The organism is Oxalicibacterium flavum, assembly GCF_014635065.1.
In the GTDB taxonomy this organism is placed as follows: domain Bacteria; phylum Pseudomonadota; class Gammaproteobacteria; order Burkholderiales; family Burkholderiaceae_D; genus Oxalicibacterium; species Oxalicibacterium flavum.
Map to the genome: position 1 here is coordinate 452,293 of NZ_BMCG01000002.1, position 20,295 is coordinate 472,587.

Sequence of the window (20,295 nt, forward strand, 5' to 3'; positions counted from 1 at the left end):
CTCTGCTCGCTACCCCGCCACGTTATCATCAGCATACGTTCGAAAGGTTCCGATAAGCCGTAGAAACCCCGCTCTATTCCCCCGATTGAAATCGTCGGGAACCCCGACAATCACGCTACGGAAAAAAGTTTTGTCAGCGAGACCTCCAATGAACATTGCACGCAACATCGAGAATCGCCGCCCGGGAGCGCAAACATGGCTGTAGTCGTCGCAGGTGAAGGCGCATTGACGCCTGGCGCCAAGGAAGGCGCCGCTTCCAGGAACGCCTTCATGGACATGGTCAGGACGCCCAACGGCCGCCGCATCATGCTGATGATCGGCGTGGCTGCCGTGATCGCCGTCATGGCAGGCATCGTGCTGTGGAGCCAGAAGCCGGACTACCGCGTGCTGTTCTCCAATTTCTCGGACCGCGACGGCGGCGCCATCGTCGCCTCGCTGCAGGCCGCCAACATTCCCTACAAGTTCGCCGACGGCGGCGGCGCGATCCTGGTGCCGGCCGACCGCGTCCACGAAGTGCGCCTGAAGCTGGCGGCCGAAGGCCTGCCGAAAGGCGGCAACGTCGGCTTCGAACTGATGGAAAACCAGAAGCTCGGCATCTCGCAATTCCTCGAACAGGTCAACTTTCAGCGCGCGCTCGAAGGCGAACTGGCGCGTTCGATCCAGTCCGTCAGCACCGTGCAGTCGGCGCGCGTGCACCTCGCCATGCCCAAGGCCTCGGTCTTCGTGCGCGACCAGCAGAAGCCGACCGCTTCCGTGCTGCTGAACCTGCATCCGGGCCGCACGCTCGACCAGCAGCAAGTCAGCGCGATCGTGCACCTGGTCGCCAGCAGCGTGCCGGAACTGCCGCCGAAGAACGTCACCATCGTCGACCAGGCCGGCAACCTGCTGTCGGAAAACAACAAGCCGGCCGGCGCCAACACGCTCGATCCGTCGCAGCTCAAGTACGTGCAGGAGCTGCAGCAAAGCATCGCCAAGCGCATCGAATCGATCATCACGCCGATCGTCGGCAACAATAACGTGCGTGCCGAGGCCACCGCCGATGTCGATTTCTCGACCAGCGAGCAGGCAGCCGAAATCTACAAGCCCAATCAGGTTCCCAACAGCGCCACCGTGCGCAGCATGCAGACCAGCGAATCCAATACCGGTGGTGGCGCATCGGGCGTGCCCGGCTCGCTGACCAATCAGCCTGCCCCCAATGCCACCGCGCCGCTGACCGCACCGCAGCTCAATCCGGACGGCACGCCAATGACGCCGGCGCAACAGGCCGCCGCGCAGCAGGCGCAGCAGGCGCAGGGCGCGCAAGGCGCAGCGGGTGCCGCTGGCAGTACCGCCGCTGCCGCCACACCGACCCAGCGCGACGTCACCACCAATTACGAAGTCGACAAGACCGTGCGCTACGTGCAGCAGCCGATGGGCGGCCTGAAGCGCCTGTCGGTGGCAGTGGTGGTCAACTACAAGCGCGTGATCGACAAGGACGGCAAGGTCAGCTACCAGCCCCTGTCCGAAGCCGAACAGACCCAGATCAGCGACCTCGTGAAGGAAGCAATGGGTTACAACAGGGATCGCGGCGATACCCTCAACGTGGTCAACAGCCCGTTCGCCGGCATCAACGATCCGGAACCGGAACCGTTGCCGTTGTGGGAACGTCCCGAGATCATCGACATGGCGATCCAGGCCGCCAAGTATCTGGCACTCGGCATCGTGCTGCTGATCATGTACCGCAAGATCCTGTCGCCCATGGTCAAGAAGCTGCAGCCCGAGCCGGCGCTGGCCCTGCCCAACGAATCCGAACGGATCGGCGAGCCGGTCGAAGCGCTGGAGGAAGAGTCGAAGCCGATGGGGCCGACCAGGCACACCTATCAGCAGAATCTGGAAGCGGCCAAGGAACTGGCACGCAAGGACCCCAAGGTCGTGGCCAATATCGTGAAAGCGTGGGTGGGAAATGAATGACGGCATTCAGAAAGGGGCGGTGCTGATGCTCGCCCTCGGTGCGGACGAAGCAGCCGAAGTCATGCGCTATCTGAGCCCGCGCGAAGTGCAGAAGCTCGGCGCCGCCATGTCCACCATGAAGGCGATCCAGAGCGAGGAACTGGTCAGCGTGCTGGCCGATTTCCGCGCCGAGACCGAAAAGAACACCTCGCTCGGCCTCGACTCCGACGACTACATCCGCGACGTGCTGACCAAGGCGCTCGGCGACGACAAGGCGGCGTCCCTGCTCAACCGCATCCTCGGCGCGCGCGATGCCAGCGGCATCGAGAGCCTCAAGTGGATGGATGCACAATCGGTCGCCGACCTCGTGCGCAACGAGCATCCGCAGATCATTGCCACCATCCTGGTCCACCTCGAACGCGATCAGGCCAGCGAGGTGCTCGACCACTTCACCGAGCGTTTGCGCAACGATGTCGTGCTGCGCATCGCCACGCTCGACGGCGTGCAGCCGACCGCCCTGCGCGAACTCAACGAAGTGCTGACCAAGCTGCTGACCGGCAACGAGAACCTGAAGAAGAAGCCGATGGGCGGCATTCGCGCCGCCGCCGAGATTCTCAACTTCTTCAGCGGCGAGAACGAACTGTCGGTCATGAACAACCTCAAGAGCTACGACGCGGACATGGCGCAGAAGATCATGGACGAGATGTTCGTGTTCGAAAACATCCTCGACATCGAGGACCGCAGCATCCAGCTGCTGCTGCGCGAGGTCCAGTCCGAGACGCTGATCGTCGCCCTCAAGGGCGCGACCCAGGAATTGCGCGAGAAATTCTTCCGCAACATGTCCTCGCGTGCCGGCGAAATGATGCGCGAAGACCTCGAATCGAAAGGTCCGGTGCGCCTGTCCGAGGTCGAGGCAAACCAGAAGGAAATCCTGCAGATCGTCCGTCGCCTGGCCGACGAAGGCCAGCTGACGCTCGGCGGAAAAGCCGAAGACGCCTATGTCTAACCTGATCCCGCGCGAGAAGCAGTCGGCCTACCAGCGGTGGGAGATGGAGTCGTTCGGCGACGACGCCCCCCTGCGCGAAACCGCGGCCATGAGCGCCGCGACCGCCGCCCACGATGCGCAGCAGGCCGCGCTGCAGAAACAGATCGACGACGCGCGTGCGCAGGCACATGCGGAAGGATTCGCAGCGGGCCGGCGCGAAGGCCATGACGCCGGCCTCGCCGAAGGACGCGCCACCGGGCTCGCGGAAGGACGCCAGGCAGCCGAGCAGGAACGCACGCATCTGCTGCAGATCGCCGAGTCCTTCGGTACCGAGGTGGCACAGGCCAACGAGCTGATCGCCGCCGACATGCTGACGCTCTCGCTCGACCTCGCCAAGGCGATGCTGAAGACCGCGCTGCGCGTCAAGCCCGAACTGGTAGTGCCGGTGGTGCGCGAAGCCATCCACTATCTGCCCACGCTGCAGCAGCCCGCCCTGCTCCACCTGCATCCGGAAGACGCCGCCATCGTCGGCGGCCAGATGGGCGACGAACTGACCGCCGCCGGCTGGCGCGTGGTCGAAGACCTGCACATGGAGCGCGGCGGGTGCCGAGTCGAAACCGCCACCAACCAGATCGACGCCACTGCCACCACGCGCTGGCAACGGCTGGCTGCCGCCCTCGGCAAGGATGCCGACTGGCTCGACGACTGATGAACGAATCCCTGCCACCCTCGCCGTCTTCCACGGTCCCCAACAGCGGCCGCTGGCAAGCCTACCTGCGCGACTGCAGCGAACTGCTCGATATTGCGGAGCCGATGCGGGTTTCGGGGCGCATCACGCGCGTGGCCGGCCTTGTGATGGAAGCCGTCGGCCTCAGGCTCGCGGTCGGCAGCGCCTGCACCATTCCGCTACCGAGCGGCTCGCGCATCGAGGCCGAAGTGGTCGGTTTCGAGGACAACAAACTGTTCCTGATGCCGCAGAGCGACGTCGAGGGCATCGTGCCCGGTGCGCGCGTCTATCCGGTCGAGGTGGTGCAGACGCTGCCGCGCCCCGGCGCGGTCGCCCATCCGCGCCGCCGTCCCAGCGACCGCGGCCGCCACCTGCCGGTCGGCATCGAACTGCTGGGCCGCGTGGTCGACGGCGCCGGCCGGCCGCTCGATACGCTCGGCCCGCTCAATGCCATGCATGCCGCACCGCTCAATGCGCGTGCCGCCAATCCGCTCGGGCGCGCGCCGATCAAGGACGTGCTCGATGTCGGCGTGCGCGCCATCAACAGCATGCTGACGGTCGGACGCGGCCAGCGCATGGGCCTGTTCGCCGGCTCCGGCGTCGGCAAGAGCGTGCTGCTCGGCATGATGGCGCGCTACACCACGGCCGACGTGATCGTGGTCGGCCTGATCGGCGAACGCGGCCGCGAGGTCAAGGAATTCATCGAACAGATTCTCGGCGCCGAAGGCCTGGCGCGCTCGGTGGTGGTCGCGGCCCCGGCCGACACGCCGCCGCTGATGCGCCTGCAGGGCGCGGCCTATGCCACCACCATCGCCGAACATTTCCGCGACGAAGGCAAGGACGTGCTGCTGATCATGGATTCGCTGACGCGTTACGCGATGGCGCAGCGCGAGATCGCGCTGGCGATCGGCGAGCCGCCGGCCACCAAGGGCTATCCGCCCTCGGTCTTCGCCAAGCTGCCGGCGCTGGTCGAACGCGCCGGCAACGGCAAGGAAGGCGGCGGTTCGATCACTGCCTTTTACACCGTGCTGACCGAGGGCGACGACCAGCAGGACCCGATCGCCGATTCCGCGCGCGCGATCCTCGACGGCCACATCGTGCTGAACCGCTCGCTGGCCGAGGCCGGCCACTATCCGGCGATCGACATCGAACAGTCGATCAGCCGCGCCATGCACAACATCACGAGCGTCGAGCACCAGAAACTGACGCGCCGGCTCAAGCAGCTGACCTCGCGCTACCAGCGCAACCGCGACCTGATCAGCGTCGGCGCCTACAGCGCCGGCACCGACCCGGTGCTGGACGAGGCGATCAAGCTGAACCCGAAGATCGAAGCCTTCCTGCAGCAGGACATCACCGAGCGCGCCGGCATAAACGAGAGTTTGGGGCAATTGGCGGCTCTGTTCCCGTGATTGACCAGCCGCAGCCGCGGCTATACTCGGACATATGGCTACTTCCTCCGCCCTCGGCACGCTGATCGAACTGGCAACTCGGGATACCGACGACGCCGCCAAACGACTGGGCAAGGCAATGAAAGCGGTCGAGGATGCCGAACAGAAGCTGGCGTTGCTGAACCAGTATCGCGACGACTACATGACGCGCTTTCAGCACAGCCTGGGCACGGGATTGAGCGCCATGGCCTATGCCAACTACCAGCAGTTCATCGGCAAGCTGGATCAGGCCGTGAGCAGCCAGCAGCTCGTGATCCGCGATGCCAAGTTGGCCGTGGAGCGCGCACGGGAGGCGTGGCAGGCCTGCGAACGCAAGCGCATGTCGTACGGCACCCTCGCCGAGCGTGCCGACAAGGCGCAGCAGGCCAGGGACAACAAGCGCGACCAGAAGCAGATGGACGAACACGCGGCAAGACGCTTGCTGCACAAACGATAACCAGACAGGCACACCATGAGCACCTCCGCGATCAGCAATGTCTTCAGCGTTCTTCCGACGCCCGCCAGCGGTGGCAAACAGGATGGCGATACGGCCGATGCTGGCGCATTCAACCAGGTCCTTTCGCGCGAAATGGATCGCGGTGCCAATCGCGGCCCGGCCGACGCCGCCACGAAAAAGGATGCCTCGACAACCGGCGGCGACAAGTCCGGCAAGGACAGCACAGATGCCTCGTCCTCGTCCGCCACCGAAGGTGGCAAGGTGAGCGGTGAGGAAAACGACACGACCGTTGCCGACGCTGCCACCGACGAAGCCGATACCGACCCCGCTGCAGCGGCAGAGCTGGCCGCCTTTCTGGCCGCCATGACGCAGGCCAATCCGGCCCCGGCCACGGCGGCTGCAGCCGACGACGCGCCTGTCGCCCTGCCGACCGATGCCAAAACCGCCGCCGGCCGCCCCGCCATCGATCCGGATGCGGATGCCGTCACCACCGGCCTGGCCGCGACCGGCAAGCAGGAAGCCACCGGCAAGGGCGAGGACTTCGTGGCTGCACTCGAGAAAGCCGCCGCGCCAGCCGCAGGCGGCAAGGCCACGGCATCCGGCATGAAGGCAGAGATCGACAAGGCCGTGACGCAAGTCGTCAAGGCCGTCGAGGCACCGGCACCGACGGCAGCACAGAGTCTCGCCGCCACCGGCACCACCACCCTGCAGCAGCTCGATCAGTTGCAGGCGCAACAGGCCAACCGCCTGATGCCGCAGGTCGGTACCCCAGACTGGAACCAGGCACTGGGCCAGAAGGTCGTCTGGATGGTGCAAGGCGTGCAACAGACCGCCACGCTGACGCTGAATCCGCCGGACCTCGGTCCGATGCAGGTCACGGTCAACGTCCAGCACAACCAGGCCACCGCGAACTTCACCGCGCCCCAGCCCGAGGTCCGCCACGCGCTCGAAGCGGCCATGCCACGTCTGCGCGAGATGCTCAATGAAGCCGGCATCCAGCTCGGCCAGTCCAGCGTCAGCGCCGGCTCGCCCGATCAGCAAGGCAACGGCTTTGCCGATTCGCGCCAGAACGGGCAAGGCGGCAACCGTGCCGCGACAGCAGAAGCCACGCCGACCGTCAGCCATGTGCCGACGCCGGCTGCCGGCACCGGCATGGTCGATACCTTCGCCTGATCCCGCCGCGGACCGTCCGCCCCGGCACGGTCCGCATGCGGCCGGTATCCGCTCGACCCCGAAAAATTCCCCTCGTTTTCGCTGTGCACGGGTGTCTCGCCTGCCGTTAATGATGGTTTAATAGCACCCTGAGGCGTCCCTGCGGCAACAGCTCGCGGCGCCGCAAACGATCGGCCTCGGGATGCCGACCCGCGCATACGCTGAACTGCGCCGTGTTCCCCTTTCTTTTCCGTGCATCCCCTGCGTCGCTTTTTTTTAATAATGGCACCGTGTCGATTGCGGTCGTGCGTACCGTGTCATGTCGTACTTGAGGAAAACAGATGGCAACAGCGGCTAAAGGCGCTTCCAAGAAACCGGAAACCGATTCCGAAAAACCGAAATCGAAACTGCTGCTCATCGTCCTGATCGTGGTGGCGGTGCTGGGCGCAGGCGGTGCCGCGGCCTGGTATTTCCTGATCTTCAAGGCCGATGCGCCGGCGCACGAAGCAGCCCAGGCCAGCGCGCCCAAACCGCCTGTCTTCCTGCCGATGGAAACCTTCACCGTCAATCTGCAGGCCGAGGATGGCGAGCGTTTCCTGCAGACCGGACTGACGCTGCAGGTAGCCAGCCAGGAACAGGTGGATGTCATCAAGCTCTACATGCCGCACGTGCGCAGCCGCCTGTTGCTGCTGCTGTCGAGCAAGAAGGCATCGGACATCCTGAGCATCGAAGGCAAGAACAAGCTGGCGCAGGAGATCATCGACACACTAAAACAGCCGTTCACGCCGGGTGGTCCCAGCGTGAACGTCATGAGCGTCCTGTTTACCTCGTTCGTCGTGCAATAAACGATCATGGCCGATAATTTTCTCTCCCAGGAAGAAGTCGATGCGCTGCTGAAAGGCGTCACCGGCGACCAGGACGACGCCGGCAAGCCGGAGGACGTCTCGGGCGTACGTCCGTACAACCTGGCGACGCAGGAACGCATCGTGCGCGGCCGCATGCCGACGCTGGAGATCATCAACGAGCGTTTCTCGCGCCTGTTCCGCATCGGCCTGTTCAACTTCCTGCATCGCAGCGCCGAGGTCTCGGTCGGTCCGGTGCGCGTCTCCAAGTACAGCGAGTTCATCCGCAACCTGGTGGTGCCGACCAATCTCAACCTGATCCACATGAAGCCGCTGCGCGGCACCGGCCTGTTCGTGCTCGATCCGAACCTGGTGTTCCTGCTGGTTGACAACCTGTTCGGCGGCGACGGCCGCTTCCACACGCGCGTCGAAGGCCGCGACTTCACGCAGACCGAGCAGCGCATCATCCAGCGCATCCTCGACATCATCTTCGAGACCTACGCCAAGTCGTGGGAACCGGTGCATCCGGTGCAGTTCGAGTTCATCCGTTCCGAGATGAACACGCAGTTCGCCAACATCGCCACCCCCAACGAAGTCGTGGTCTCGACCACCTTCACCATCGAGCTGGGCCCGGTCAGCGGCGACATGCACTTCTGCGTCCCCTACTCGATGATCGAACCGATCCGCGACCTGCTGACCAGCAGCATGCAGGGCGAAACGCTGGAAATGGACAAGCGCTGGATACGCCTGATGACGCAGCAGATCCAGACCGCCGAGGTCGAGATCCTCGCCAACATGGGTTCGGCGCAGGTCACGCTGGGCGACATCCTGAACATGAAGGAAGGCGACGTGATCCCGATCACGGTTCCCGATCGCGTGACTGCCGAGGTCGATGGCGTGCCCGTCATGGAATGCTCGTACGGCAAGCTCAACGGACAATATGCATTGCGCGTGGAAAAACTGATCTACAGCGCGAACGAATCAACGCAAGGAGAAGAGAATCATGGCTGACGACAACCAACCGGACACCAGCTCCGCCGACGACGACTGGGGCGCCGCCATGGCCGAACAGGAACAGGCGGAAACGTCTTCCCTGCAGGCCAAGCAGGCTTCCGCCACCGTGTTCAAGGATTTCTCCGGCGGCGACATGAAGACCGGCACCCACAACGACATCGACTTCATCCTCGACATCCCGGTGCAGTTGACGGTCGAACTCGGCCGCACCAAGATCGCGATCAAGAACCTGCTGCAGCTGGCGCAGGGCTCTGTGGTGGAACTCGACGGCCTGGCCGGCGAACCGATGGACGTGCTCGTCAACGGCTGCCTGATCGCGCAGGGCGAAGTGGTGGTCGTCAACGACAAGTTCGGCATCCGCCTGACCGACATCATTTCGCCGTCCGAACGCATCCGCAAGCTGAACCGATAATGCTGGCTCGTCTTTCCCGCACGCTGACTGCCGGCGTGCTGTCCCTCCTGTCGCTGGCAGCATTTGCCAGCCCCGCCGCCCCCGCCAAACCGGTCGCCAGCATTCCGCAGGCATCGCCGGCCGGCAACCTGCTGCAGGTACTGCTCGGCCTGATCGTGGTGCTGGCGCTGATGGCGCTGCTGGCGTGGGCGCTGCGGCGCTTCAATGCCGGCAAGGCGCTCGGCCAGTCGAACGTGCGCGTGGTCGGCGGCGTCAGCGTCGGCACGCGCGAGCGCGTGGTGGTGGTCGAGATTGCCGATCAATGGATCGTGGTCGGCGTCGCACCCGGCCGCGTCAACGCGCTGGCGACCATGCACAAGCAGGAAACCGCGCTGGCCGACGATCCGGTCCCGGCCCGCAACTTCTCCGGCTGGCTGGCGCAGAACCTCGACAAGCGCAAGCGTGACCAGGACGGAGCCACGCCATGAGCAGGCACCTCACGCCGCGCCGCATCCTCGCCGCCGTCCTGCCCGCCTTGCTGCTGGTACCGGGTGTGGTGCTCGCACAGCAGGGCCTGCCGGCGCTGACCAGCACGCCGGCCCCCGGCGGCGGCCAGACCTATTCGCTGAGTCTGCAGACGCTGATCCTGCTGACCAGCCTGTCCTTCCTGCCGGCCGTGCTGCTGATGATGACCAGCTTCACGCGCATCGTGATCGTGCTGTCGCTGCTGCGGCAGGCGCTCGGCACGCAGGGCGCGCCGCCGAACCAGGTACTGATCGGCCTCGCGCTGTTCCTGACGCTGTTCGTCATGAGCCCGGTGCTCGACCGCATCTATACCGAGGCCTACCAGCCGTTCTCCGAAAACCGCATGCAGATGCAGGAAGCGCTCGAGCGCGGCGCGGTGCCGCTCAAGGAATTCATGATCCGCCAGACGCGCGAGACCGACCTGGCGCTCTACGTGAAGCTGTCCAATACCCCCGAACTGCAGGGACCGGAAGACGTGCCATTGCGCGTGCTGGTGCCGGCCTTCATCACCAGCGAACTGAAGACGGCGTTCCAGATATCGTTCGCGATCTTCATCCCGTTCCTGATCATCGACATGGTGGTCGCCAGCGTGCTGATGTCGATGGGCATGATGATGGTGTCGCCGGCCATCGTGGCGCTGCCGTTCAAGCTGATGCTGTTCGTCCTGGTCGACGGCTGGCAGCTGCTGATCGGCTCGCTCGCGCAGAGTTTCTATTAGAGACGCACCATGACACCCGAAAGCGTATTGACCATGGGCCGCCAGGCAATCGAAGTCCTGCTGATGGTGGCCGCACCGATGCTGCTGATCGCGCTGATCATCGGCCTGATCGTCAGCATCTTCCAGGCCGCCACCCAGATCAACGAACAGACCCTGTCGTTCATTCCGAAGCTGGTCGGCATCATGCTGGCGCTGGTTATCGCCGGCCCGTGGATGCTGTCGATCATGCTCGACTACATGCGCCAGATGTTCACCAGCATCCCGACGCTCGTCGGTTGACGGTGTCGCGGCCCGCGCTCCGACGCTCCCCGCCATGATCCACATCGCCAGCGCCGATCTGCAGACCTGGATTTCAGCCTTCCTGTGGCCGCTCACGCGCATCGTCGGCGTGCTGGCGGTGGCGCCGTTGTTCGGCAACGTCAGCGTGCCGGCGCGCGTCAAGATCCTGCTCGGCGTGCTGCTGGCCATGATCATCGCCCCCGGCGTGCCGGAAGTGCCAGCGCTCGATCCGATGTCGCTGCAGGCCTTTCTGATCCTCGTGCAGCAGCTCGTGATCGGCCTGGCGATGGGTTTTGCGATGCGCATCGCACTGGCCGGCGTCGAAATGGCCGGCACCATCGTCGGCATGACGATGGGTCTCGGCTTCGCCAGCTTCTTCGATCCGCAGACGCGTGGACAGACATCCGTCATCAGCCAGTTCTTCGCGCTGCTGACATTGATGGTCTATCTCGCCACCAATCTGCACCTGGTCGTGCTGGCGACACTCGCGCAGAGCTTCGAACTGCTGCCGATCTCGGGCAGCTTCGTTTCCAATGCCGGTTTCTTCCAGGTCGCCAGTTGGGGCGGCCGCATCTTCAGCGCCGGCGTGCAGCTGTCGCTGCCGATCGTGGCGGCGCTGCTGATCACCAACGCCGCGCTCGGCATCCTGACGCGCGCTTCGCCGCAACTGAACATCTTCGGCATCGGCTTTCCGATCACGATCGGCGTCGGCTTCCTGATGATAGGCGCGGTACTCCCCTATCTGACCAATCCTCTCATCAACCTGCTGCAGGAAGGCATCACGACCATGGGCCGCATCACGCTCGCCTTCATGCCGCTCAATTGAAAAAGCCCTGCGCGGCGGAACCGGGCAAGGCTTGAAAGAACATCCGGCGCAAGCCGGATTTCTATTTGAGCAGGTTGAACAGCGACAATCCCGTGATCTTGATGAAGGATTGCTGTGCCGCTTCCAGCGTGTATTGCTGCTGGGTGAACAGCGAGTAGGCTTCGATCGGATCGATCTCGATCAGCGTCTTGAGCGTGTCCGCATACTGGATCGCCAGGTCGCTGCCGACGCTGTCGAGATTGTCGATCTCGTTCAGGCGCGAGCCGATCGAGCTGCGCACCGAGGAAACCGTGTCCAGCGTGCGGTCGATGTGGTTGTTGATCGCGGCCAGCGAGTTGGTCAACCGTGCCTGGTTGGCCTCGCCCGTCATCGGTTCGCCGAGCGCGCCGATCAGGTCGGCAATCGTGGTGAAGATGCTTTGCGCGGTGCTGGGCGCGATGCCGAAGGTATCGCCGTCGGCCGGATTACCGTCGATGACCACCTGCATGCCGTTGATGACGATCGGTTCGCCGCTGACGAAAGGCTGCGGCGTGGCCGGCGTGCCCGGTGCCGGCACTTCCGTCACCAGATAGGTGGTCTCCTCGGTGACGGGATCGATGGAAAAGGTCAGCGTATAGGTGCTGCCGTTCAGTTGCGTGGTGTCGACCACCGAGCCGATGCCGATCACGCCGCCGCCGGTGTTGCCGGCGCCCGCGCTGGTCGTGAAGCGGCCGTTCCCGGTCAGCGTGCTCTCGAATATCCTGGTGCCCGAATCGCTGGTCGCCAACTGGCGATCGCTCGCGACCTGCAGCATGCGTTGTCCCTGGTCGCCGGCATAGGTGGCACCGGTCGCGGTCTTGCTGAATGGCTGGGTCGTGGTGCTGAAACCGGCGAAGATGTATTCGCCATTGGCGTTGCGCGTATTGGCCAGCCCCAGCAATTCGTCATAGTTGCTGTTGAGCTGCGCCAGGTAAAGCCGGCGCTGATCGTCGCTCATCGAGGCATTGCCGGCGCCGACCACCGCATCCTTCACCGACTGCAGCAACAGGGTCATGCTCTGCAGGATGCTTTCTTCCTGCGCCAGCGCGCCCTTGGCGTTCTGGCGGTTGGTGGCGAACTGCTCGTTCATCGAGATCGCCTGGTTGATGCCGATCGCGGAAGCCGCCGCAATCGGATCGTCTGCCGGCGTCAGCACGCGCCGATTGGTAGAAATCTGCTGTTGCGTCTTCAACATGGCGGCCTGCAGATCGGCGATCTTGCCCGACCCCATGTCATAAATCATGCTGGTGCTGATGCGCATGGCTGTTCCTTGTCTTGTTCCGCGTCTTAGCGGCCGAGCGAGATGAGGACGTCGAACATGTCGCTCACCGCCTGCATGACACGCGCCGCCGCCTGATAGGCCTGTTGATACTGCAGAAGATTGGTGGCTTCCTCGTCGAGGTTGACGCCCGATTCGGATTGCTGCGCAGTCTGAATCTGCAGCAGCAATGCCGCATCGGCCTCGCTGTTGACCTGCAGCTCGCGCGTCTTGTTGCCGACCTGGCTGACGATCTGGCTGTAGGCACTGTTGTAGTTGGCGGTTCCGCCCTGCAGCACGTTCTTGGTCTGCAGCTCGCCCAGCAGCAGCATGTTGCGGTTGTCGCCGCTGCCATTGACGTTGGGGCCGACGGTGAAGGTGTCGCCATTGGCAGGCGCACCCGAAATCTGGATTTCGACGCCACCGAACGAGATGGTGGCACCAGCGGTATAGGGCACCGGGTCGCCTGCCGGAATCGTCGTCGTCACGCCGTTGACGGTGACGTCGACGTCCATGTTCGGGAAGCCGCTGAAGGTACTGGTCGCCGAATCGTAGGTCAGCGTCAGTGCCGGCGTCAGCGTGGCCGGCGTATAGGCGGCGTTGGCGGTGCCGGTGCTGATGGTGCCGCTGCCGGCATTGCCGGTGGTGGCGCCGGTCACGACAGGCGCGGCGGCCGCGATCAGCTTGGTGTCCGTGATCAGCACGTTGAAGTTCGATGCGCCATTGGCGGTCGGCCGGATCATGAATTCGTCGCCGGCCGCCATCGGGCCGTCCAGCGTCAGCGTCACGCCGTCGATTATATCGGCCGGGAAATCGTCATCGTTGTAGACCGACACGTTGTCCGGCAAGCGCGTCACGCGGTAGTTGGTACCGTCGAACGAAATGCGATAGTCGTTGGTCGACAGCGCGCCGGCATCGGTGATGGCCGCGCCGATCGCCGAGCCCGGCGAGTTGCCGGCACCGGCCTGTACTGCCGGCGAGGCGACATTGAAGAAATCGGTACCCAGATCGCCGTTCTGGTCGAGGCCAAGCTTGTGCTGTTCGTTGAAGGTGCTCGCCAGACCGATCGCGATGCGGCCCAGCGCATTCTGAATCTGATCCAGCGTCTTGCTGCGATACTCGAACAGACCGCCGAGGTTACCGCCCGTCAGCGAGTTTTCCGGAATCAGGATATTGGTGCCGCTGGCGTTGTAGCCGACCTGCAGACGGCCCGGATCGGTGGTTGACGGCATGACCACCAGTTCCTGCACGTTGGGGCCGACCACCAGCGGCTGACCGTTGCCGATGAAGACGCCGTAGCCCGATTCCTGCTGCACGATGGTGACCTTGGTCTGCTTGGACAGTTCGGCCACCAGCAGGTCGCGCTGGTCGAGCAGGTCGTTGGGCGGCTGGCCGGTACCATTCTGTGCCTTGGCGATCGCCTCGTTGAGCTGCGCGATCTGCTTGGCGTAGGCGTTGATGTTGGTGACCGCCGCGGTAATCTCTTCATTGACGCCCTGCCGCATGCCTTGCAACTGGCTGTCCAGGCTGCGAAAGCGCGCGGCCAGCGCCTCGGCGCCCGACAGCATCGCCTGGCGCGAAGCAGCCGTCCCCGGGTTGGCGACCAGATCCTGCAGACCGGCAAAGAAATCCTGCAGCACCGGCGACAGGCCGACGCTGGAATCGGCAACCAGGTTGTTGATCTTGCTGATCTGCGCGTAATACGTCGAATACTGGCTGGCCGACGATTGCGCCGACATCGCCTGCGTGGCGAGAAAGCTGTTGTAGACGCGCTGCACGGTCTGCACGTCGACACCGTTGCCGATGAAGCCGACACCCTGGTTGGTGGCGCCGGCAGAAGTCTGGATGACCAACTGCCGGCTGTAGCCCGGCGTTTTCTGATTGGCAATATTGTGGCTGGTCGTGGCCATCCCGATCTGGGCGGCGGCGAGTCCACTTTTGGCAATGCTGAGAATATTGGCCATGGTTTTCTTCTAAGTCGTTATTCGTGTGAACGGCATGTCAACGGAAAACTTGAGCTGCCCTTCCCTTGCCGTCCTCAGCTCGAGAAATTGCTCTTGATGATGTTGGTCAACTTGTTTGCGTATTCGGGATCGGTGGCATAGCCGGCGCGCTGCAGGCCGCGTGCGAAGCCCTCGGCGTCGCGCGCATTGGCGATGACTTTTTCGTAGCGCGGATTGTTGCTCAGCAGGTTCGCGTAGTCGCGGAAGGAATCGGCATAGGAATCGTAGGCACGGAATTTCTCGACGCGGCGTTGCGGCACGCCGTCGATGTATTCGGTGGTCACCGCATCGACGGTGCGCCCCTTCCAGTTCGCCGTCGCCTTGATGCCGAACAGGTTGTGGCTGTTGCTGCCGTCGGCGGTGCGGATCATGCGCTTGCCCCAGCCGCTTTCGAGCGCGGCCTGGCCCAGCATGAAGCGCGCCGGAATGCCGGTGCTGCGCTCGGCCGCTTCGGCGTGCGCCTGCAGCTTGTCCTGGAACGCCTGCACATGCGCCGGCTTGGACGATTTCGAGACGACCGCATCGCCGGCCTCCTCCGTGGTTCGCGGCGAGGCGCGCACCGCGCGCGGCGACATCGATTGCAGCAGATCGGTCTTCAACGTTTCGGTCAGGCCGGTCTGCACGCCGCCGCTGCCGTTGGTGCCGTCGTCCAGCGCTGCCGCGTCCTGGTTGACCGAGAGCTGGCGGATCAGCACCTCGGCCAGGCCGATGCCGCGGCTTGCCATGTTCTGGCCGAGCTGCTGGTCCAGCATCGACTGGTACATCTTGGTCTGCTCGCTGTCGAACAGGCCTTCCTTCGGCGTCGCCTCGCGCATGCTCTTCAGCATCATGTTCACGAACAACGCCTCGAACTGCTGCGCGGCCGCCTTCAAGGCCTCCGGCGAGTTCTGCTTCGCCGACTGCTTGAGCGATTCGATGCTGCGCGCATCGATCGCAAGACTGGCGGTGGCGTCGTTGGGCGTGATCATGGCTTACCGAACAATAATCAGATGATTTCCAGTTCCGCGCGCAGCGAACCCGAAGCCTTCATGGCCTGCAGGATCGCCAGCAGGTCCTGCGGCGTGGCGCCGATCGAATTGAGCGCCTTGACCACGTCGGCCAGCGATGCGGAATTCTTCAGTAGCACGACCTTGCCCGGATCTCGGTTGATCTCGATCTGAGACTGCTGCGTGACCACGGTCTGACCGCCCGAGAACGGTGCCGGCTGGCTGATCACGGGCTGCGTGTTGATGACCACCGACAGGTTGCCGTGCGACACCGCGCATGCATCGAGCGTGACCGCCTGGTTCATGACGACCGAGCCGGTACGCGCATTCATGATGACCTTGGCGCGCACCTGGGCCGGCGTGACGTTGATGCTTTCGAGCGCGCCGAGGAAGCTCACGCGCTCGTCGTTGCTCAGCGGCGCGCGCACGCGGATCACGCGGCCGTCCTGCGCGGCGGCGGTCTGCGGACCGAAGCGCGCGTTGACGGCATCAACCACGCGGCTGGCGGTCGAGAAATCGCTTTCCTTCAGTTCCAGGAAGATGGTGTCGCCCTGTCCCAGCGCGGTCGGTACCGCGCGTTCGACGGTGGCGCCGGCCGAGATACGGCCCACGCTCAGATGATTGATCTGCGCCTTGCTGCCATTGGCGGCGGCCCCCGCGCCGCCGACCACCACGTTGCCCTGCGCCATGCCGTAGATCTGGCCGTCGGCACCTTTCAACGGCGTCATCAGCAGCGTGCCGCCGCGCAAGCTCTTGGCATTGCCCATCGACGACACCGTGATGTCAAGCGTCTGGCCAGGCTGCGCAAAGGCCGGCAGCGAGGTCGTCACCATCACGGCGGCGACGTTCTTCAGTTGCATGTTGATGCCGGCCGGCATGTTGATGCCCATCTGCTTGAGCATGCTGACCACGCTCTGCACCGTGAACGGCGTCTGCGTGGTCTGGTCGCCGCTGCCGTCGAGGCCGACCACCAGGCCGTAGCCGATCAACTGGTTTTCACGCACGCCCTGCACGCTGGCGAGGTCCTTCAGGCGCTCCGCATGGGCCGCACCCAGCGGCAGCAGCAGGCAGGCAGCGCACGCCAGCGCGCGCGCGGAGCGGGAAAACAAGGAGGGGGAAAGATTCTTCATGATGTTCCTCGATTCACGATCAGAGCGGTACCACGCTCAGGAAGAAGCGCGACAGCATGTTCATGACGGCAGCGCCGTCGATGCGGCTGTTGGTGCGGTATTCGATGCGTGCATCGGCCACGTTGGTCGACGACACGACGTTGTTGCCCGAGACGGTGCTGGGATCGACCACGCCGGAGAAGCGGATGAATTCGGCGCCCTTGTCGAGCGACACCTGCTTCTCGCCGGCCACCACCAGATTGCCGTTGGACAGCACATCGATGACGGTCACGGTCAGCGTGCTGACGAAATTGTTGCTGGAAGTGATCGCTCCCCTGTCCTCGAATTCCGACGAGGTCGAGGCGCTGGCACCGAGACGGTTGGTCACGCCGCCGAAGATGCCGAACAGATTGGGCGCATCTGCCGCCAGCGAACCGGTCTTGCTGCCCGAACTGCCGGCAGCCTTGCCGGCCGAACTGCGCTCGTTGACGACGATGGTAATGGTGTCACCGATCAGGCGCGCGCGGCGATCCTCGAACACCGGACGATAGGTCGACGACTGGAAGATCGCGCCGTTGGTGGCAGGCGTGGTCGCGTAGGCCGGTTGCGGACGCGCCGTCAGCGGCGTCTGCACCACGGTTTCGGGCAGCGTGCCGCAACCCGTGAGAAGCGCGACCGCGATCGCGAACAATGCCGACAGGGAAAATTTCATGATGCATCCTCTTGCGATCGCCGATCAGATTTGCGTCAGGCGCTGCAGCATCTGGTCGGAGGTGGTGATCGCCTTGCTGTTGATCTCGTAGGCGCGCTGCGTCTGAATCATGTTGACGAGTTCCTCGACGACGTTGACGTTCGAGGTTTCCAGATAATTCTGCTGCAGCAGGCCGGCGCCGTTGGAACCCGGCACATTGGTGACCGGATTGCCGGATGCGGTGGTTTCCACATACAGGTTCTCGCCCTTGCTTTCCAGGCCGCCCGGGTTGATGAAGGTCGCCAGCTGGATGCTGCCGATCTCGACGTTGGCCGCATTGCCCGAGGTCGTCACGCTGACGATGCCGTCGCGCGAGATGGTCAGGCTGGTGGCGTCCTCCGGGATCACGATCACGGGTTCCAGCAGGTAGCCGTTGGAAGTCGTCACCTGGCCCTGGCTGTCGGTCTTGAAGGAGCCGTCGCGCGTATAGGCCAGCGTGCCGTCCGGCATCTGCACCTGGAAAAAGCCGTCGCCGCGGATCGCCACGTTGCGCGCGTCGTCGGTCTTCTGCAGATTGCCCTGGGTATGCATGCGTTCGGTGGCGACCGGCGCCACGCCCGTGCCGAGCTGCAGGCCGGTCGGCAATTCGGTCTGCTGCGACGAAGCCGCGCCGGGCTGGCGGATGGTCTGGTACAGCAGATCCTCGAACACCGCGCGCGAGCGCTTGAAGCCGGTGGTGCTGACGTTCGCCAGGTTGTTGGAGATCACGTCCATCTGCATCTGCTGTGCATCCAGACCTGTCTTGGAAATCCATAGTGAGCGAATCATTTCATTCTCCGTTTCGGCAGCGCGGGCGACGGTTTGCCGCCAGAATCATTCTGCCTGTATGTGCATCAACTCAAAGAGAGGAACTCAGAGGCTTTTGCCGCATTGCTCTCGGCATGTTTGAGCATGTTCATGTGAACCTCGAACTGGCGTGACAGCGCGATCATGTTGACCATCGCATCGACCACGTTGACGTTGCTGCCCTCGAGCGCGCCGCCGATGATGCTGACGTTGGCATCGGCCTCGGCCGGCTCGCCGTCGGCGGTCACGAAAAGGCCGTCGCTGCCGCGCACCAGCGTCGCCTCGTCCGGATTGACGAGCTTCAGGCGCGCGAGCTGGATGGTGGCACCCGGCGTCGAGCCGGCCTGCACCGTGGAAATCGTGCCGTCCCTGGCGATCGTGATATGGGTATCCGGCGGAATCGCGATCGGCCCGCCGTCGCCCAGCACGTTCAGTCCGTTTTCGGTCTGCAATACGCCGTTCTCGTTGATCTTGAGGCTGCCGGCACGCGTATAGCCTTCGCTGCCGTCCTCGCGCTCGACCGCGATCCAGCCCTTGCCCTGCACCGCGATGTCCATGTCGCGCCCGGTGTGCTGGATCGGCCCCGTGCGGAAATCGCTGCCGACCGTGGAGTCGACCACGAAGGCGCGCGTCGGCAGGCCGTTGCTGACCACCGGCACGGCGCGGAAAGTATCGAGCTGCGCGCGAAAGCCGCTGGTCGATACGTTGGCGAGGTTGTGCGACGTCGTGGCCTGCTGCTCCATGATCTGCTTGGCGCCAGTCATCGCGGTATATATCAGACGATCCATTTCATCTCTCCCGGGACATGCATCCACCCTTCAGGCGCGAAGGGCGGAGACGGTCATCGTGGCGATCAGCCATCAACGCAGGTTGACCAGCGTCTGCAGGATCTGGTCCTGCGTCTTGATGGTCTGCGCATTGGCCTGGTAGTAGCGCTGCGCGGTGATCATGTTGACCAGTTCCGCCGTCAGATCGACGTTCGACTCCTCGATGCGGCCCGACTGCACGGCGCCAAGTCCGCTGGAGCCGGGGGTACTGGTCATCGGCACGCCCGATTCGGCGGTCTCGACCCACTGGTTCTCGCCGATGTTCTGCAGGCCGTTCGGGTTGGCGAAGTTGGACAGGATGACCTGGCCCAGCACGTTGACCTGGCCGTTGGTGTAGCGGCCGACGATCTCGCCGTTGTTGGAAACCGAGAAGTCAACCAGCGTGCCGGCTGCATAACCGTTCGGCAACTGGCGGCTGACGCCGAAGTCCTGCGCGAACTGCTGGGTGCCGGCGTGATCGATGACGATGTTGTACGGCGTGTAGGCGCCGGTCGTCACTTCCATCGGCACCGTCATCGTGCTCGGTGTGGTCGTCAGCACGCCGCCTTCGTTGAAGCTCATGGTGCCGATCAGGCCCTGCGGGGTCGAGCCGGTATCGACCGGCACGCCGTCGTTGGTGGCAAACACGCTCCATTCGCCGCCGGCCGTCTTCACATAGAAGGTACGCAACGTATGGACGTTGCCGAGGCTGTCATAGACCGGCGCCGAGGTCGAATCGCTGAAGGTGGTCGGGTCGGTCGGATCGAAGTCGGCCGCGACCAGGTTGCCCTTGCGCGAATCCAGCGTCAGCTTCAGTTCATAGGAACTGGTTGCTTCCGGCATCAGGTCCGCCTTGTTGATGATGATCTCGGTCGGTGCGCCGATCGCGACCACGCCGTTGGCATCCGCCATGTAGCCGGTCAGACGCGCGCCTGCCGCGTTCTCGATGTAGCCTTCCTTGCTCAGCGTGAACTGGCCGTTGCGCGTGTAGCTGATCGCGCCGTTGGTGCTCATGCGGAAGAAGCCGTTGCCACTGATCGCCATGTCGAGCGGGTTGTCCGACTTGCTGACGTTGCCCTGGCTAAACAGTTGCGCCACGCGCGCGACCTGGGTACCGATGCCGATCTGGTTGCCGCCCGAGCCGGTCAGCGTGCCGGCGTAGATATCGGAAAACTGGACCTGCGACTGCTTGAAGCCGACCGTGTTGGCATTGGCAACGTTGTGGCCGATGGCCTCCAGACTTTGCGAAGCGGCGCTCAAGCCGCTCAAACCTTGTTGAAAACTCATTGCATTTCTCCTGGATTGA

Annotated in this window: 21 protein-coding genes; 13 read left to right on the plus strand and 8 right to left on the minus strand. The window is 64.0% G+C overall.

Going from position 1 to position 20,295, the window contains the following annotated elements:
• The first annotated feature begins 195 nt into the window (after positions 1 to 195).
• The 13 genes from fliF (at position 196) to fliR (ending at position 11,272) form a co-directional block, all read left to right on the plus strand.
• Entirely contained in the window at positions 196 to 1,950 is a 1,755-nt protein-coding gene (fliF, locus tag IEV38_RS05615; RefSeq protein ID WP_188395180.1) for a flagellar basal-body MS-ring/collar protein FliF, read from the plus strand.
• Entirely contained in the window at positions 1,943 to 2,935 is a 993-nt protein-coding gene (gene fliG, locus IEV38_RS05620) for a flagellar motor switch protein FliG (RefSeq protein WP_188395181.1), read from the plus strand. Before fliF ends, fliG begins: the two co-directional genes overlap by 8 nt.
• Entirely contained in the window at positions 2,928 to 3,623 is a 696-nt protein-coding gene (gene fliH, locus IEV38_RS05625) for a flagellar assembly protein FliH (RefSeq protein ID WP_188395182.1), read from the plus strand. Before fliG ends, fliH begins: the two co-directional genes overlap by 8 nt.
• The gene (gene fliI, locus IEV38_RS05630; RefSeq protein WP_188395183.1) at positions 3,623 to 5,050 is read left to right on the plus strand and encodes a flagellar protein export ATPase FliI; all 1,428 of its coding nucleotides are present in this window, start codon (positions 3,623 to 3,625) and stop codon (positions 5,048 to 5,050) included. Before fliH ends, fliI begins: the two co-directional genes overlap by 1 nt.
• 34 nt (positions 5,051 to 5,084) lie before the next feature.
• Complete coding sequence (gene fliJ / locus IEV38_RS05635) at positions 5,085 to 5,525, plus strand: flagellar export protein FliJ (protein ID WP_188395184.1); 441 nt, start codon at positions 5,085 to 5,087, stop codon at positions 5,523 to 5,525.
• 15 nt (positions 5,526 to 5,540) lie between these two features.
• A complete protein-coding gene (locus tag IEV38_RS05640; protein WP_188395185.1) occupies positions 5,541 to 6,698 on the plus strand; it encodes a flagellar hook-length control protein FliK in 1,158 nt (385 codons plus the stop codon).
• Between the two features lie 320 nt (positions 6,699 to 7,018).
• The gene (fliL, locus tag IEV38_RS05645; RefSeq protein ID WP_188395186.1) at positions 7,019 to 7,522 is read left to right on the plus strand and encodes a flagellar basal body-associated protein FliL; all 504 of its coding nucleotides are present in this window, start codon (positions 7,019 to 7,021) and stop codon (positions 7,520 to 7,522) included.
• Positions 7,523 to 7,528: 6 nt separating this feature from the next.
• Complete coding sequence (gene fliM, locus IEV38_RS05650; protein WP_188395187.1) at positions 7,529 to 8,530, plus strand: flagellar motor switch protein FliM; 1,002 nt, start codon at positions 7,529 to 7,531, stop codon at positions 8,528 to 8,530.
• Positions 8,523 to 8,945, plus strand: a complete 423-nt coding sequence (gene fliN / locus IEV38_RS05655) for a flagellar motor switch protein FliN (protein WP_188395188.1) — start codon at positions 8,523 to 8,525, stop codon at positions 8,943 to 8,945. The genes fliM and fliN overlap by 8 nt, the downstream gene beginning before the upstream one ends.
• The gene (gene fliO / locus IEV38_RS05660) at positions 8,945 to 9,412 is read left to right on the plus strand and encodes a flagellar biosynthetic protein FliO (protein WP_188395189.1); all 468 of its coding nucleotides are present in this window, start codon (positions 8,945 to 8,947) and stop codon (positions 9,410 to 9,412) included. Before fliN ends, fliO begins: the two co-directional genes overlap by 1 nt.
• Positions 9,409 to 10,167 carry a flagellar type III secretion system pore protein FliP gene (gene fliP / locus IEV38_RS05665; RefSeq protein WP_188395190.1) on the plus strand — a complete coding sequence of 253 codons (759 nt, stop codon included), beginning with the start codon at positions 9,409 to 9,411 and terminating at the stop codon, positions 10,165 to 10,167. Before fliO ends, fliP begins: the two co-directional genes overlap by 4 nt.
• A gap of 9 nt (positions 10,168 to 10,176) precedes the next feature.
• The gene (fliQ, locus tag IEV38_RS05670) at positions 10,177 to 10,446 is read left to right on the plus strand and encodes a flagellar biosynthesis protein FliQ (protein ID WP_188395191.1); all 270 of its coding nucleotides are present in this window, start codon (positions 10,177 to 10,179) and stop codon (positions 10,444 to 10,446) included.
• Positions 10,447 to 10,480: 34 nt separating this feature from the next.
• A complete protein-coding gene (gene fliR / locus IEV38_RS05675; protein ID WP_188395192.1) occupies positions 10,481 to 11,272 on the plus strand; it encodes a flagellar biosynthetic protein FliR in 792 nt (263 codons plus the stop codon).
• 61 nt (positions 11,273 to 11,333) lie between these two features.
• Here the strand turns inward: fliR and flgL are convergent, their stop codons facing one another.
• The 8 genes from flgL to flgE form a co-directional block, all read right to left on the minus strand.
• A complete protein-coding gene (gene flgL, locus IEV38_RS05680) occupies positions 11,334 to 12,551 on the minus strand; it encodes a flagellar hook-associated protein FlgL (RefSeq protein ID WP_188395193.1) in 1,218 nt (405 codons plus the stop codon).
• 26 nt (positions 12,552 to 12,577) lie between these two features.
• Positions 12,578 to 14,512 (minus strand): flagellar hook-associated protein FlgK, encoded by a 1,935-nt coding sequence (gene flgK, locus IEV38_RS05685; RefSeq protein WP_188395194.1) that lies wholly within the window; start codon positions 14,510 to 14,512, stop codon positions 12,578 to 12,580.
• A gap of 74 nt (positions 14,513 to 14,586) precedes the next feature.
• The gene (gene flgJ, locus IEV38_RS05690) at positions 14,587 to 15,519 is read right to left on the minus strand and encodes a flagellar assembly peptidoglycan hydrolase FlgJ (RefSeq protein ID WP_188395195.1); all 933 of its coding nucleotides are present in this window, start codon (positions 15,517 to 15,519) and stop codon (positions 14,587 to 14,589) included.
• Between the two features lie 17 nt (positions 15,520 to 15,536).
• On the minus strand, positions 15,537 to 16,667 hold the full coding sequence (locus IEV38_RS05695; protein WP_229728799.1) for a flagellar basal body P-ring protein FlgI: 1,131 nt from the start codon (positions 16,665 to 16,667) through the stop codon (positions 15,537 to 15,539).
• 19 nt (positions 16,668 to 16,686) lie between these two features.
• Positions 16,687 to 17,358, minus strand: a complete 672-nt coding sequence (locus tag IEV38_RS05700; protein ID WP_188395196.1) for a flagellar basal body L-ring protein FlgH — start codon at positions 17,356 to 17,358, stop codon at positions 16,687 to 16,689.
• A gap of 24 nt (positions 17,359 to 17,382) precedes the next feature.
• A complete protein-coding gene (gene flgG, locus IEV38_RS05705) occupies positions 17,383 to 18,165 on the minus strand; it encodes a flagellar basal-body rod protein FlgG (RefSeq protein WP_188395197.1) in 783 nt (260 codons plus the stop codon).
• 65 nt (positions 18,166 to 18,230) lie between these two features.
• Positions 18,231 to 18,971 (minus strand): flagellar basal-body rod protein FlgF, encoded by a 741-nt coding sequence (flgF, locus tag IEV38_RS05710; protein WP_188395198.1) that lies wholly within the window; start codon positions 18,969 to 18,971, stop codon positions 18,231 to 18,233.
• Between the two features lie 72 nt (positions 18,972 to 19,043).
• Positions 19,044 to 20,276: a flagellar hook protein FlgE gene (gene flgE, locus IEV38_RS05715; protein ID WP_188395199.1), complete on the minus strand. Its 1,233-nt coding sequence runs from the start codon at positions 20,274 to 20,276 to the stop codon at positions 19,044 to 19,046.
• Positions 20,277 to 20,295: the final 19 nt, after the last annotated feature.

Excerpts from the sequence above, each read along its gene's own strand:
- fliF (WP_188395180.1), top strand. The coding sequence starts at position 196 with ATGGCTGTAGTCGTCGCAGGTGAAGGCGCATTGACGCCTGGCGCCAAG.
- fliG (WP_188395181.1), top strand. The coding sequence starts at position 1,943 with ATGAATGACGGCATTCAGAAAGGGGCGGTGCTGATGCTCGCCCTCGGT.
- fliH (WP_188395182.1), top strand. The coding sequence starts at position 2,928 with ATGTCTAACCTGATCCCGCGCGAGAAGCAGTCGGCCTACCAGCGGTGG.
- fliI (WP_188395183.1), top strand. The coding sequence starts at position 3,623 with ATGAACGAATCCCTGCCACCCTCGCCGTCTTCCACGGTCCCCAACAGC.
- fliJ (WP_188395184.1), top strand. The coding sequence starts at position 5,085 with ATGGCTACTTCCTCCGCCCTCGGCACGCTGATCGAACTGGCAACTCGG.
- IEV38_RS05640 (WP_188395185.1), top strand. The coding sequence starts at position 5,541 with ATGAGCACCTCCGCGATCAGCAATGTCTTCAGCGTTCTTCCGACGCCC.
- fliL (WP_188395186.1), top strand. The coding sequence starts at position 7,019 with ATGGCAACAGCGGCTAAAGGCGCTTCCAAGAAACCGGAAACCGATTCC.
- fliM (WP_188395187.1), top strand. The coding sequence starts at position 7,529 with ATGGCCGATAATTTTCTCTCCCAGGAAGAAGTCGATGCGCTGCTGAAA.
- fliN (WP_188395188.1), top strand. The coding sequence starts at position 8,523 with ATGGCTGACGACAACCAACCGGACACCAGCTCCGCCGACGACGACTGG.
- fliO (WP_188395189.1), top strand. The coding sequence starts at position 8,945 with ATGCTGGCTCGTCTTTCCCGCACGCTGACTGCCGGCGTGCTGTCCCTC.
- fliP (WP_188395190.1), top strand. The coding sequence starts at position 9,409 with ATGAGCAGGCACCTCACGCCGCGCCGCATCCTCGCCGCCGTCCTGCCC.
- fliQ (WP_188395191.1), top strand. The coding sequence starts at position 10,177 with ATGACACCCGAAAGCGTATTGACCATGGGCCGCCAGGCAATCGAAGTC.
- fliR (WP_188395192.1), top strand. The coding sequence starts at position 10,481 with ATGATCCACATCGCCAGCGCCGATCTGCAGACCTGGATTTCAGCCTTC.
- flgL (WP_188395193.1), bottom strand. The coding sequence starts at position 12,551 with ATGCGCATCAGCACCAGCATGATTTATGACATGGGGTCGGGCAAGATC.
- flgK (WP_188395194.1), bottom strand. The coding sequence starts at position 14,512 with ATGGCCAATATTCTCAGCATTGCCAAAAGTGGACTCGCCGCCGCCCAG.
- flgJ (WP_188395195.1), bottom strand. The coding sequence starts at position 15,519 with ATGATCACGCCCAACGACGCCACCGCCAGTCTTGCGATCGATGCGCGC.
- IEV38_RS05695 (WP_229728799.1), bottom strand. The coding sequence starts at position 16,667 with ATGAAGAATCTTTCCCCCTCCTTGTTTTCCCGCTCCGCGCGCGCGCTG.
- IEV38_RS05700 (WP_188395196.1), bottom strand. The coding sequence starts at position 17,358 with ATGAAATTTTCCCTGTCGGCATTGTTCGCGATCGCGGTCGCGCTTCTC.
- flgG (WP_188395197.1), bottom strand. The coding sequence starts at position 18,165 with ATGATTCGCTCACTATGGATTTCCAAGACAGGTCTGGATGCACAGCAG.
- flgF (WP_188395198.1), bottom strand. The coding sequence starts at position 18,971 with ATGGATCGTCTGATATATACCGCGATGACTGGCGCCAAGCAGATCATG.
- flgE (WP_188395199.1), bottom strand. The coding sequence starts at position 20,276 with ATGAGTTTTCAACAAGGTTTGAGCGGCTTGAGCGCCGCTTCGCAAAGT.